General features: G+C 73.1%; 12 protein-coding genes. 5 read left to right on the top strand and 7 right to left on the bottom strand.

What is annotated here, in order from left to right:
* Positions 1–74 precede the first annotated feature (74 nt).
* A complete protein-coding gene (locus ACIBTX_RS14425; protein WP_357123058.1) occupies positions 75–1,037 on the top strand; it encodes a TIGR03557 family F420-dependent LLM class oxidoreductase in 963 nt (320 codons plus the stop codon).
* A gap of 114 nt (positions 1,038–1,151) precedes the next feature.
* Here ACIBTX_RS14425 and ACIBTX_RS14420 read toward each other — a convergent pair whose 3' ends face one another.
* From ACIBTX_RS14420 to ACIBTX_RS14390, 7 genes are all read right to left on the bottom strand, one after another.
* Positions 1,152–2,282 (bottom strand): hypothetical protein, encoded by a 1,131-nt coding sequence (locus ACIBTX_RS14420; RefSeq protein WP_396832556.1) that lies wholly within the window; start codon positions 2,280–2,282, stop codon positions 1,152–1,154.
* 49 nt (positions 2,283–2,331) lie between these two features.
* Positions 2,332–3,129 carry an endonuclease/exonuclease/phosphatase family protein gene (locus tag ACIBTX_RS14415; RefSeq protein WP_396832555.1) on the bottom strand — a complete coding sequence of 266 codons (798 nt, stop codon included), beginning with the start codon at positions 3,127–3,129 and terminating at the stop codon, positions 2,332–2,334.
* Positions 3,130–3,137: 8 nt separating this feature from the next.
* Positions 3,138–4,628: a phosphatase PAP2 family protein gene (locus tag ACIBTX_RS14410; protein WP_357123048.1), complete on the bottom strand. Its 1,491-nt coding sequence runs from the start codon at positions 4,626–4,628 to the stop codon at positions 3,138–3,140.
* A gap of 70 nt (positions 4,629–4,698) precedes the next feature.
* Entirely contained in the window at positions 4,699–5,700 is a 1,002-nt protein-coding gene (locus tag ACIBTX_RS14405; RefSeq protein WP_355051797.1) for a YihY/virulence factor BrkB family protein, read from the bottom strand.
* Positions 5,693–6,697 carry a diacylglycerol kinase family protein gene (locus tag ACIBTX_RS14400; protein WP_357123043.1) on the bottom strand — a complete coding sequence of 335 codons (1,005 nt, stop codon included), beginning with the start codon at positions 6,695–6,697 and terminating at the stop codon, positions 5,693–5,695. The genes ACIBTX_RS14405 and ACIBTX_RS14400 overlap by 8 nt, the downstream gene beginning before the upstream one ends.
* 93 nt (positions 6,698–6,790) lie before the next feature.
* Positions 6,791–7,369 carry a Clp protease N-terminal domain-containing protein gene (locus tag ACIBTX_RS14395; protein WP_357393424.1) on the bottom strand — a complete coding sequence of 193 codons (579 nt, stop codon included), beginning with the start codon at positions 7,367–7,369 and terminating at the stop codon, positions 6,791–6,793.
* Positions 7,369–7,605 (bottom strand): HTH domain-containing protein, encoded by a 237-nt coding sequence (locus ACIBTX_RS14390; protein WP_007457155.1) that lies wholly within the window; start codon positions 7,603–7,605, stop codon positions 7,369–7,371. Before ACIBTX_RS14390 ends, ACIBTX_RS14395 begins: the two co-directional genes overlap by 1 nt.
* A 170-nt stretch (positions 7,606–7,775) precedes the next feature.
* Here ACIBTX_RS14390 and ACIBTX_RS14385 point away from each other — a divergent pair, with 170 nt between their 5' ends.
* The 4 genes from ACIBTX_RS14385 to ACIBTX_RS14370 all read left to right on the top strand — a co-directional run bounded on the left by ACIBTX_RS14385 (position 7,776) and on the right by ACIBTX_RS14370 (position 13,108).
* A complete protein-coding gene (locus ACIBTX_RS14385; protein ID WP_396832554.1) occupies positions 7,776–8,636 on the top strand; it encodes a universal stress protein in 861 nt (286 codons plus the stop codon).
* Positions 8,637–8,703: 67 nt separating this feature from the next.
* Complete coding sequence (locus ACIBTX_RS14380) at positions 8,704–11,097, top strand: phosphoketolase (RefSeq protein WP_396832553.1); 2,394 nt, start codon at positions 8,704–8,706, stop codon at positions 11,095–11,097.
* 11 nt (positions 11,098–11,108) lie between these two features.
* A complete protein-coding gene (locus tag ACIBTX_RS14375; protein WP_357123034.1) occupies positions 11,109–11,954 on the top strand; it encodes a universal stress protein in 846 nt (281 codons plus the stop codon).
* Between the two features lie 158 nt (positions 11,955–12,112).
* Positions 12,113–13,108, top strand: a complete 996-nt coding sequence (locus tag ACIBTX_RS14370; protein WP_363661047.1) for an Acg family FMN-binding oxidoreductase — start codon at positions 12,113–12,115, stop codon at positions 13,106–13,108.
* The last annotated feature ends 33 nt before the right edge of the window (positions 13,109–13,141 follow it).

Here is a 13,141-nt window from a genome sequence, read left to right as displayed (position 1 = left end):
AACCGGACGGGAGGGTTGACCGTTGCTGACCTGGGTATCCCGGGACGAACCGTCGGCGAGAAGGAGATAACGGGATGGTGAGCGTCGGCTACACCCTGATGTGCGAGCAGGCCGGACCGAAGCAACTGGTGGACCACGCGGTGCGGGCCGAGGCGGCCGGCTTCGACCAACTGGTGATGTCCGACCACTACTACCCGTGGCTGGACTCGCAGGGCCACTCCCCGTACGCCTGGTCGGTGCTCGGCGCGGTCGCGCACGCCACCTCCCGCGCGGAGCTGATGTCCTTCGTGACCTGCCCGATCCGCCGCTACCACCCGGCCGTGGTCGCCCAGAAGGCCAGCACCATCGGCGCGCTCTCGGACGGGCGGTTCACCCTCGGCCTGGGCGCCGGGGAGAACCTCAACGAGCACGTGGTCGGCGGCTGGCCGCACGTGCAGCAGCGCCACGAGATGTTCGAGGAGGCGTTGCAGATCATCCGTCCGCTGCTCAACGGCGAGACGTTGACCTTCTCCGGTAACCACTTCGACGTACCCGACGCCTACGTCTGGGACCGCCCCGCGCGGCCCGTTCCGATGGCGATCGCCGCCTCCGGCCGGCAGTCCGCCACGCTCGCCGCCGAGTACGGCAACGGCCTCGTCTCCACCGAGCCCGACCGGCACATCATCGAGATGTACGACGACGCGGGCGGCGCGGGCCAGCCCCGCTACGGGCAGGTGGCGATCTGCTACGGCCCGGACGAGGCCGAGTGCCGCAAGATCGTGCACGACCAGTTCCGCTGGTTCGGCATGGGCTGGAAGGTCAACGCCGACCTGCCGGGGCCGGAGTCCTTCGCCGCCGCCACCCAGTTCGTCCGCGAGGAGGACGTCGCCGAGGGCATCTCCTGCGGCCCGGACGTGGAAGCGCACGTCGACGCGTTCCGCAAGTTCGTCGACGCCGGCTTTACGCACGTGGCGATCATCCAGGTCGGCGGGGAGACCCAGCCGATGTTCCTGGACTGGGCGCAGGATCAGCTACTGCCCCGGCTCCGGGAACTGTGAGCCACCCGACGGGCCGCGAGCGGATCCGGCCGGCCGGGCGCACGCCCGCCGGCCGGGTCGGGTTGACCGAGCTGCGGCTGACGGTCCTGCTCAAGCTGGTGCGCTGAGGCGTCGTCAGCGGCGCAGACCCAGTGCGCTCAACACCTCGCGGGACGCCACCCGGGCCGGGTCGAGCACCGCACGCCGGGTCCACCGGGCCGCCGGCGCGACGGTGGCCCGCCAGGCCGCTCGCAGGCCACGCGCCACCGGTACGACCGTCACCGACCAGACCCAGCGGATGGCCGACAGCAGCGGACGTACGGTGTGCCGCCACAGCCAGCGCAGCCCCAGCCCGACCGGGCGCAGCAGCAGTCGGTAGACCCACCGCAGCAGCCAGCCGGCGGTCCGCCACGCCCCCACCAGCGCGGCCACGACCAGCCGGCCGAACCCGACGACGAGCCACCAGACTCCCCGCGCCAGGCCGACCACGACCCACCGGACCGCCCGCGCCAGCGCGACGAGCAAGGCGCCCACCGCCCCGGCGAGCACGGCGACGCCGCGCCACAGCAGCCGTCCGGCGGGGGCGAGGGCCACGCCCAGCCAGCGCAGCGGCCGCACGACCAGGTGCTCGGCCAGCCAGACCAGCGCCCGGCCCAGGGCCACCAGAGGTGGGCGCAGCCCGTGGCGGGCCAACCACACCAGCGGCGTCCAGAGGATCGTGCGGACCGCCCCGGCGAAGGCGTACGCCAGCCACACCAGCGGCAGCCGGACAAGCGTGCGGGCCACCCACGCCACACCCCGTCCCAGCCACACCAACGGCACCCAGACGAGATTGCGGGCCACCCACGCGACACCGCGCCCCAGCCACACCAACGGCACCCAGACGAGATTGCGGGCCACCCAGCGCAGGGGACGCCACAGCAGATGGTCGGCGCACCAGAGCAGCGGACGCCACACCAGCCGGTCCAGGGCCCAGACCAACGGGGCCACCAGCCAGTCGCGCAGGAACCGTCCAACCGGGGTGAGCAGGTACCGGCCCAGCAGCCGGCCGGCAGCCGCGATCAGCTCCCAGAGCAGGCGTACCGGCAGCACGAAGACCAGCGCGACACCGCGCGCGACGGCCGCGACGAGCGGCAGCGCGACGGTGTCCGGCTCGGTCGTGCCCACCGCCGACGGAGCTCGGGCCGCGAGCGTCACCGTCGGCGCGGCCGGCCGGTCGATCGACGGCGCGGCCGGCGGCGGACGAAGGGTGGGGCGGTCGGTCACGGTGGGCACGGTAGCCCGGCAACGCCATCCGCCGGGGCCCCCGGCGCGGTCACAGGTCGATGGTGGCCAGCAGCGGATAGTGGTCGGAGGCTGTGTCCGTCGTCGCGTCGCGGATCACCCGGCAGCTCCGCACCCGCTCGGCCACCGCTCGGCTGCCCAACAGGTAGTCCAGGCGCATCCCGGCGAACTCCGCGCCGCCGAACCGGGTGGGGACGGTCAGACCCGCGGCCTCCGGCGCGTCGGCGTTGGCGGACGGCCACAGGTCGACCAGGTCGGCGGCGAGCAGCCGGGCGACCGCGCGGGTGTCCACGGCGCCGCCACGCCGACGTAGGTGCCGTCGCTTGTAGAGAGCGGGCAGTCCGTCCAGACGGGCGGTGTGGTCAACCGTCGGATCGAGCGAGTTGAGATCACCCGCGAGCAGGGTCAACGGCCCGGGGGCGCGGCGCAGGGCAGCGACCAGCCAGTCGACCTCCATCCGTCGGCGGCCTCCGGAGTACGGGTACAGGTGGGTGCCGAGCACGGTGAGCGGCCCGGCCGGGGTGGCCACCTCGACGCGGGCGGCGGCGTGGTGGAACGGCCGACGCAGGGGCCCCGCAGCGAGCACCCGGTACGGCGGCCGGACCAGCACCGCCACCGGCTGCCCGAAGCAGGACCGGGCCAGGTGGGGCGTCATCCCGACCCGGTCCGCGATGGCGGCCATCAGTCCCGCCCGGTCGAAGCCGCGCAGCTCCTGCAACGCCAGCACGTCCGGCGCCTGCTGGTCGACGACCTGGACCACCCGGTCCAGCCGGTCGGAGCCGCCACCCCGGCCGCCGGTACGGATGTTCCAGGTCATCACCCGCAGCATCGCGGTGCTCAGTCGGGTCGGCCGGCCCGCGCCAGCTCGTCGTCGAGGGTGTCCACGTCCTCCGACTCGATGGCCGGCTGGTTGCCCTCCGCCAGGTCGGCGTTGGGGCGGATCACGAGGTACAGCAGGCCGATCCAGAGCGCCGAGAGCAGGATCGCGCCCATGAAGTCGGTCGGGTGGTGCATCCCCCGGTACATCCGGGAGATCGCGACCCCGGCCGGCATGATCACGGCCAGCGCCACGAAGATCCACCGCCACCAGCGGTCGGTACGCGGGAACACGATCAGCGTGATCGCCAGCCAGACGCAGATCGTGGCCGCGATGTGCCCGGACGGGAACGAGGAGGTGGGCATCTGCCCGTCCAGGTTCTCCACCGGCGGACGCGGCCGGCCGACCACGTGCGCCGAGGCGAGGAAGAGGGTCAGCTCACCGACCATCGCCAGCACCACGAACAGCACGGGCCGCCACCGCCGCCACACCGCGAGCACCAGCGGGCAGAACACCAGCGAGATGAGCAGGATGGCGTGGGTGTCCCCGAACTTGCTCCACCACCAGCTCACATCGGTCAGCACGTCGGTGTGCCGGTCGGCGAACCAGCGCGGGACCTCGGTATCCAGGGTCGCGAAGAAGGTGCCCTTGGCGTGGTAGCTGACGAACATGCCGAAGCCGTACAGCGCGCCGAACACCAGCACCCAGCCGACCAGCAGCTCGGCCACCGCCGAGCGGGGATGCGCCAGCACGCGCTCCTCGGCCGGGGCGATGGCGATGTCGTGCCCCGCCTCCGGCTCCAGGCCCTCGGTCAGCGGCGGCACCGGCTTGCCGCGCTCGCGCCGCCACAGCCGGAAGGCGTACGCGGTGACGCCCAGCCAGGCGGCACCGAGCAGCCAGGCGCCCAGCACGTCGGAGACGAAGTGCACGCCCAGCGCGATCCGGGTCAACCCGATCAGCGCCACCAGCACGCCGACGCCGACGATCGCGGGCTTGCGCCAACGGGGCGCCATCGCCGGCAGGAACACCAGCAGCAGCGCCCCGTACGCGACGATGGAGCCGAGCGCGTGCCCGCTCGGGAAGCTGTTGCCGGGCGCGCTGGCCACCGGGACGTCTACCACCGGGCGGAGTCGACCGACGAGCGCCTTGAGCGACGGGTCGAGGATCAGCCCGCCGACCCCCGTGACGATCAGGTAGACGGCCAGCCGGGGCTGCCGCCGGATCAGCAGACCGATCGCGGGGATCGCGACCAGCCAGATGAGGATCGGCCGGCCACCCAGGTCGGTCACCGCCTGGAGCACGGTCACCAGCGGGTGGTGTGGGGCGACGAGCGAGTTGAACCACTCGGCGAGCTCGTGGTCGGCGTCCTGCAACGGGCTCCACCGGAAGCGGACGAGCAACAGCAACAGTCCGAACGCCGCACCGGCGCCGATGACGGCGACCAGACCGGCGATGCTCCGTTCGGCGAAGTGACCGATCGGACGCCGAGTCACATCTTTGACCGCGGTCACCCCGCACCTCCCTTGTCGTACCTGGCGAGGCGAGGTACCCGATCCGCGTCCGGCGTACACCCGGACGCGCTCAGAGCGCGGTCATGTCACCGGTGTCGAACAACTCGGCGCGGTCGGCCTCCGGCTCCCACAGGTCGGGCTGCGCCGGCTCCTGCACGCCGATCCGTAGCGCCTCCAACTGGGCGGCGAAGGCCAGCCCGCCGAAGAGCGCCATGCCGGTCAGGTTGGCCCACAGCAGCAGCGCCATCATGCCGGTCAACGCGCCGTACGTCTGCCCGAAGCCCTCGCTGAACTTGACGTACGCGGCCAGCAGCAGGCTGGCCAGCCACCACAGGGCGGTGGCTATGCCGGCGCCGAAGAACAGCCACGACAGGCCGGGCTGGTTGCGGCGCGGCGCGTGCCGGAACAGCACCGCCACGGCGAGCACGGTCAGGCCGAGGCTCAACGGAAACCGGATCACGTTCCAGATGATGTTGGCGGTCTCGCCCCACTCGTAGTGCTCGCGCACCGAGTCGCCCATCGCCCCGCCGCCGACGAGGATCAGGAAGCCGGCCAGCGCGGGCAGACCGGCGGTGACCGCCAGGACGGCCGCCCGCAGGTACTTCCACAACGCCGGGCGGTCCCGCTCGACACCGTAGATGCGGTTGGCGCCCCGCTCGATCTGGGCCATCGTGGTGGTCAGCGCGACCAGACCGGTGAGCAGACCCAGGGTGAGCGCCAACTCCCCCGCGTCCTCGACGCGTTCACCCTCGCCGAGCAGTTCGCCGACCACCTCGGCGCTCTGGCCGGGGGTGAGCGCCAGCACGGTGTCGGCGACGACCCGGCCGCCCTCCTCGACGCCCAGCTCGCTGATCAGACCGGTGAGCGCGATGAGGAACGGCACCACGGCCAGGCAGAGCTGCAACGCGAACGCGCGGGAGTGGCTGAACCCGTCGCCGTAGCGGAACCGGATGAACGCGTCCCGCAGCAGGTGCCAGCCGCCCTTGCGGCGCAGTGTGCGCCAGGCGTCGTCGGCCGACAGCTCCTCGTCGGCCATCAGCCGGGTCTCCGGCACGATCCGGGTGCTACTCACGGCGCGCTTCCTCGATCAGCTGCTCGCCCCGCTCCCCGGCGCCCTGTGCGTCGACGGACAGGTCGGGAGCGTCCTCGGGCTGCGGAACGCAGAGCCACAACGCCTGCGGCCGGATCTCGGCGCGGAGCCGCCGTCCGGGGGCGATGAGGTCGCCGTCCAGCTCCCGTGGCTGCGGGCGGTTGCTGCTGACCACCACCGTCCGGCCGCGGAAGACCTCCATCTGCGGCACCTGGCCGCTGCGGCGGACCACGGCCCAGCCGAGCGCGAGCCAGTGCCGCAGGTTACGCGGGGTGAGCACGGCGACGTCGAGCCAACCGTCGTCCGGCTCGGCCTCGGTCAGCAGGGTCACGCCGCCCTGGAGCCGGCCGACGTTGGCGATCAGCACCGAGCGGGCCCGGCGGCGCACCGCCGGCCGGTCGTCGATGCGGATCTGCACCCGCATCGGCCGGTCCCGCAGGTGCTTCACGGCACCCATCACGTACGCCGGCCAGCCGATGCGGGCCTTGGTGGTCTCGTTCGTGGCGTCGAGCATCTGGGCGTCGAAACCCATGCCGGCCATCACGGTGAAGTACTGGTCCTCCACCGCGCCGACGTCGAGCAGCCGCCGACCGCGTTCGACGGCGACCTGGAGGCCCGCCGGGAGGTCGGTGGAGAGGCCGAGGTTGGCGGCGAGCAGGTTGCCGGTGCCCTGCGGCAGAACGGCGAGGGCCACGTCGGTGCCGACAAGCGCGCTGACGCAGGACATCACGGTGCCGTCGCCGCCGCAGGCGAAGACCAGGTCGACGCCGTCCTTGACGGCCTGTTCGGTCTGGCCCCGGCCCGGGTCGTCGACGGTCGTCTCGAACCACCGCGGCTCGGGCCACCCGGCGGCGGCGAGCGCGTCGTTCACGGTGCGGCGCAGCTCGTCGAGATCGGTGACCTTCGCCGGGTTGACCACCACGGCGGAGCGCAGCCCGCCGTCGCCACCTGAGGGGCGCCTGTCCTGTCCAGCATCCACGGCGTCAGTGTGCAGCACCGGGCCGCTGTCAGCGACCCGGCGAACCGCAGGCGTCGGAAGTGCCACAGACAGGTTTCAACGCGCGGGTGCCCGTCACGCCGCCGCGCGCAGCGCCGCCTCCACCCGGCGGCGCAGATCGTCGAGGTCGACCCCGGCCTCGGTGAGCACCAGCGCGCCCAGTCCCTGGCCCTCACGCAGCACCCCGAGCAGGATGTGCTCGGTGCCGATGTGCTTGTGTCGCAGCCGCAGCGCCTCCCGCAACGACAGCTCCAGCGCCTTCTTCGAGCGGGGTGAGAACGGGCCGCCCAGGTAGCGGCGACGCCCCCAGCGGCGACGCGGGGCCGGCACCGCCTCGCGCAGCGCGTCGGGGCCGAAGGACTGTTCGATGCGGGCCACGATCGCGGCGAGGTCGATGCCGATCTCGCGCAGCGCCGCCGCGTCCGCGTCGCCGAGGCCGGCGCCCCCGCCCGTGGTGTGCCGCCGGACCCGCTCGCGCAGGTCGTCGGCGCGGACCCCGGCGTCGGCCAGCACCCGGCCGGCCAGGCCGTCGTCGTCGGCGAGCAGGGCGAGCAGCAGGTGTTCGGTGCCGACCGGCCGCCGGCCCTCGGCCCGGGCCTCCTCGAGCGCCCGCCGCACCACGCCTCGCGCCCGATCGGTGAACCGTTCGAACATCACGCCTCCCAGGATGAGTTGACCGCCGGTCGCCCGGCGTGCTTCTTGTGCACCGCCTGCCGGCTGACCTCGAGCGCGTCGGCGATCTCCTGCCAGGACCAGCCCTGTCGCCGGGCGTTGTCCACCTGGACCACCTCGAGTCGCTCGAGCAGCCGGCGCAGCGCGCGGACGGCGCGGAGCCCGACCCGGGGGTCGGTGCTGCCGGCTGCCGCCGCGAGTTCCGTTGCCTGACTCATGGGTGTCAACATACGTTGACAGACGGCGTTCGTCAACATTCGTTGACACCGCGAGCCCTGGTTCGCGTACCCCATGGGTCGATCCCACCCACACGCCGCAGTCATCCGACTACCCTCGGTACGGGGACAGCGTGGTCGTGCCGGGCGCGACGCCCGGGAGGTGGTATCGGATGGCGGCATCGGCCGACGCGGAGGTGCTGGTCGGCCTCGGCTCGGACGGTGACCTACCGGTCGTGGAGCAGGCCGCCCACGAGGCCGCCGGCCACGGGCGGCCCCTGCACCTGGTGCACACCTTCGACTGGCACGCCGCCTTCGCGGCGGACACCGTGGCCGCGCCCCGCGACGCCGCCGAGAGTCTGATCACCCGGGCCGCCCAGCTCGCCCACCAGGTCGAACCAGGCCTGACCGTGCGCGCCGAGATCGTCGAGAGCGCCCTGCTGCCCACCCTCATCCGCCGGTCCGAGACGGCCTTCCTGCTGGCCGTCGGGGACAGCGGAATGGCCGGCAGCGGTCAGTGCGTACCGGCCGACACGCCCGCCGTGCAGTTGGCGGCGCGGGCCAACTGCCCACTGCTGGTGGTCCGCCGCGAACCGCCGCCGCAGGGACCGGTCCTGGCCGGAGTGGACGGCTCGCCCAGCTCGCACCTCGCCCTGCGGTGGGCCGTGGAGTGCGCCGCCCGACGCGGCGCACGCCTCGTGGCCCTGCGGGTGGTGGAGAGCGACGAGGACACCGACGCGGTCACCGAGCAGCTCGGCGAGGCGCTGGCCCGGCACGCCGGCCGGCACACCGCAGTGCCCACCGAGTGCCGGGTCGTCCGCGGCGACCCCGCGCAGGTGCTCATCGACACGTCCCGGTCGGCCCAGATGGCGCTGGTCGCCGCCCGGGGTGACGAACCGGGACGCGCCATGCTGGGCGCGGTCGCCCAGTCCCTGCTCTACCACTCCCCCGCCCCGGTCGTCGTCGTACGCGGCCTCGCCGAGGTGCCGCTGACCGGGCCCGACGCCCACCCGACCCGGGACCAACGACCCTGACCAACCACGTCCGCAGCGGCGAGGCTGGACGGCGAACACCCACCCCCTACCCGCGAGAGGCAGCATCATGGACACCGCTCTCGACGCGCAGCGCGCACTCACCGACGACGAGCTGCGCCGGCTGGACGCCTACTGGCGGGCCGCGAACTACCTCACCGTCGGGCAGATCTACCTGCTGGGCAACCCCCTGCTGCGCGAGCCGCTGACCCCCGACGACATCAAGCCCCGGCTGCTCGGGCACTGGGGCACCAGCCCCGGGCTCAACCTGATCTACGCCCACCTCAACCGGGTGATCGTCGCCCGCGACCTGAACGCCATGCTGGTCACCGGCCCCGGGCACGGCGGCCCGGCGATCGTGGCCAACACGTGGCTGGAGGGCACCTGGTCGGAGCGCTACCACGACGTCGCACGCGACGAGACCGGCATGGCCCGGCTGTTCCGCCAGTTCTCCTTCCCCGGCGGCATCCCCAGCCACGTCGCGGCGGACGTGCCAGGTTCGATCCACGAGGGCGGCGAGCTGGGGTACGCCCTGAGCCACGCCTACGGCGCCGCGTTCGACCACCCGGATCTCGTGGTCGCCTGCGTGGTGGGCGACGGTGAGGCGGAGACCGGCCCACTGGCCGGCAGTTGGCTCTCCAACGTCTTCCTCAACCCGGCGCGCGACGGCGCGGTGCTGCCCATCCTGCACCTCAACGGCTACAAGATCGCCAACCCGACCGTGCTGGCCCGGATACCCGAGGCGGACCTGCTCGACCTCATGCGGGGCTCGGGTTACGAGCCGTACGTGGTGGCCGGCGACGACCCGAGCATGGTGCACCGCACTCTCGCCGCCACCATGGACCGGGCGCTGGACGAGATCGCCACGATCCAACGCCGGGCCCGCTCCGGCGGCGTCGTCGAGCGTCCCCGCTGGCCGATGATCATCTTGCGGACGCCGAAGGGCTGGACGGGACCGCACGAGGTCGACGGTACGGAGGTGGAGGGCACCTACCGCGCGCACCAGGTGCCGCTGTCCGGCGTACGTGACAACCCGGCGCACCTGGCCGAGCTGGAGCGCTGGCTACGCAGCTACCGACCGGAGGAGCTGTTCGACGCCACCGGAGCGCCGGTCGACGAGCTGCGGACCCTGCCGCCGCGCGGTGACCGGCGGATGAGCGCCAACCCGGTCACCAACGGCGGAGTGGTCCTGCGCGACCTGGCCCTGCCCGACTTCGGCGCGTACGGCGTGGACGTACCCGAGCCGGGTCAGCCGATGGCCGGCGCGACCGGGGTGCTCGGTCCGTGGATCCGCGACGTGATCGCCGCCAACCCGCAGACGTTCCGGCTGTTCGGCCCGGACGAGGTCGCGTCCAACCGGTTGGGCGCCGCCTTCGAGGTGACCGACCGCGCCTGGCTGGCCGCCACGGTCCCCGGCGACGACCACCTCTCCCCGGACGGCCGGGTCATGGAGGTGCTGTCCGAGCACCTGTGCCAGGGCTGGCTGGAGGGTTACCTGCTGACCGGCCGGCACGGGGTGTTCACGAGCTACGAGGCGTTCATCCACATCGTCGACTCGATGCTCAACCAGCACGCCAAATGGCTGAAGGTGACCCGGGCCATCCCCTGGCGACAGCCGATCGCCTCGCTGAACTACCTGCTGTCCAGCCACGTCTGGCGGCAGGACCACAACGGCTTCTCCCACCAGGACCCGGGCTTCATCGACCACGTGGTCAACAAGAAGGCCGAGGTGGTCCGCGTCTACCTGCCGCCGGACGCCAACACCCTGCTCGCCACCATGGACCACTGCCTGCGCAGCCGGCACTACATCAACGTGGTCGTGGCCGGCAAGCAGCCGGCGCCCAGCTGGCTCACCGTCGACGAGGCGATCCAGCACACCCGCCGCGGCCTCGGCATCTGGGAGTGGGCCAGCACCGACGACGACAGCGAGCCGGACGTCGTCCTCGCCTGCTGCGGCGACGTGCCCACCCTGGAGACGCTGGCCGCCGCCGACCTGCTGCGCCAGCACCTGCCGGAGCTGAAGGTCCGCCTGGTCAACGTCGTCGACCTGATGCGCCTGCAACCGGACACCGAACACCCGCACGGCCTGCCCGACAAGGAGTTCGACACCATCTTCACCCCGGACCGACCGGTCATCTTCGCCTACCACGGCTACCCCTGGCTCATCCACCGCCTGACCTACCGCCGGTCCAACCACGAGAACCTGCACGTACGCGGCTACAAGGAGGAGGGCACCACCACCACCCCGTTCGACATGGTGATGCTCAACGACCTGGACCGGTTCCACCTGGTCATCGACGTCATCGACCGGGTGCCGGGGCTGGGCGCGCGCGCCGCGCACCTACGCCAGCGGATGGTCGACGCCCGACAGGCGGCCCGCGACTACACCCGCCGGTACGGCGAGGACGACCCACAGGTCGCCGAGTGGCGGTGGGTCCGCGAGACCGACCCGACCAACCCCTGAAGGAGGACGACGTGCGGGACGCGGAGATTCTGGTCGGCTACGACGGCTCGACCGACGCGTCGGTGGCCCTTGACTGGGCGTTGGCCGAGGCCGAGCGCAGCGGTCAGCCGGTGCGGCTGGCGTACATCTTCGAATGGCTGACCGTGGCCAGTTGGGTCGGTCCGGGTGTGGCGCCCGGCATCTGGCCGGACGACACCGCCCGGCGGCAGGTGGACGACCTGGTCCGCAAGGCCGCCGCGGACGCCGCCACCGCGCATCCCGGCCTGACGGTCACCGGCGAGGTGTACGACGGACCGCCCGCCCTCGTGTTGCAGGAACGCTCCACCGACGCGGGGATGCTGGTGCTCGGCAGCCGGGGCCACGGCGGGTTCGGCGGGCTGCTGGCCGGCTCGACGGCGGTGGCGGTCGCCGCGCACGCTCACTGTCCCGTCGTCATCGTCCGCGACGGCGCGGCCCACGGCCCGGCCGACCCCGTGACGGTCGGGGTGGACGCCTCCGAGCCGTCGCTGGTGGCACTCGGCTTCGCGGCCGAGCGGGCAACCCAACGACGGGTACCGCTGCGCGTGCTGCACGCCTGGACACCGGGCCCGGGTGGGGCGGCCGGGACGCCCGACGAGCGGGCGGCCGTCGAGGAGGCGGTCGAACCCTGGCGGCGGACGTTCCCCGAGCTGGAGGTCACGGTCGACCTCGTCGGGGGCAGTCCGGCGGCGACGCTGATCGAGGCGAGCCGGTCGGCCCAGTTGGTGGTCGTCGGCAGCCGGGGACGGGGCGGGCTGGCCGGGATGCTGCTCGGCTCGGTCAGCCAGCAGGTCATCCAGCACGCCGGCTGCCCGGTCGCCGTCGTCCGGGAGCGTTGACGCCCGACCCTCCGGCACACCGCCCAGCAAAGCGCACGATGAAACGGCAACACACCGCGCTAAGGAAGGGCCCCTTTCTAACGCCTGGTGTATAGGAAGGGCACCCTCCTTACAAGTCGAAGGTTGGGCACGATGGTCGAGACGGAAAGGTCGTGACGATGAGTCAGGAAAGTTCGCTGACCACCGCGCTGGCGGAGGCCGCTGCCACCGCCGGCCACGCCCCCTCGGTGCACAACACGCAGCCCTGGCGTTGGCGGGTACTCCCCGACTCGCTGGAACTGCACACGGTCGCCGACCGGCAGCTCGCGGCCGGCGACCCGGAAGGGCGACTGCTGGCGGTCAGCTGCGGCGCCGCCCTGCACCACGCCCGGGTGGCGCTGGCCGCCGAGGGCTGGCGCGCGGTGGTGCGCCGCCTGCCCGACCCGGGCGAGGAGAGCCTGGTGGCCCGTCTGACCGACCTGAGCCGGACCGAGGCCGATCCGGACGCCATGCGCCTCGTGCAGTGCATGTCGGTGCGGCACACCGACCGACGGCCGGTCAGCGACGAGCCGGTGCCCACCGACGCGATGGGGGAGATCACCCGGGCGGTCACCGCCGAGGGCAGCCGCCTGCAGATCCTCGACCGCGACCAGGTGCTGGAGCTGGCCGCCACGGCCGGGCACGCCGGCGCGGTCGAGGCCGAGGACCCGGAGCTGCGCGCCGAGATGGCGTACTGGACGAGCCGCGCCGAGACCGGCACCGGCCTGCCCGCCGACGTGCTCCCCGCGGAGCCGCCACAGACCACCGTGCCGGGCCGCGACTTCGGCCGCCCCGGCAGCCTGCCGATCGGTCCCGGCCACGACCGGATGGCGGTGTACGCGCTGCTGCACGGCGACGAGGACGACCGGGACAGCTGGCTCCGTGCCGGTGAAGCCCTCTCCGCCGCCTGGCTGACCGCGACCCGGCTCGGCGTGTCGGTGGTACCCCTCAGCGCGGTCGTCGAGGTCCCGGGAACCCGGCAGACACTGCGTCAGGTGCTCGCCGGCATCGGCTTCCCGTACCTCGTGCTGCGCCTGGGGATCGCGGACCCGGCGCACGCGGGGCCGCCGCACACCCCGCGACTGGCCAGCGAGCAGGTGGTCGACACCTCGGCGGTGCGCGGCGACCAGGCCTGACGGGTCGATCGTCGCCGCCGGTCGACGCTACGA

The organism is Micromonospora sp. NPDC049359, assembly GCF_044466585.1.
Lineage (GTDB): Bacteria > Actinomycetota > Actinomycetes > Mycobacteriales > Micromonosporaceae > Micromonospora.
Note: the sequence above shows the minus strand (reverse complement) of the source record. Positions and strands in the feature narration are given on the sequence as shown.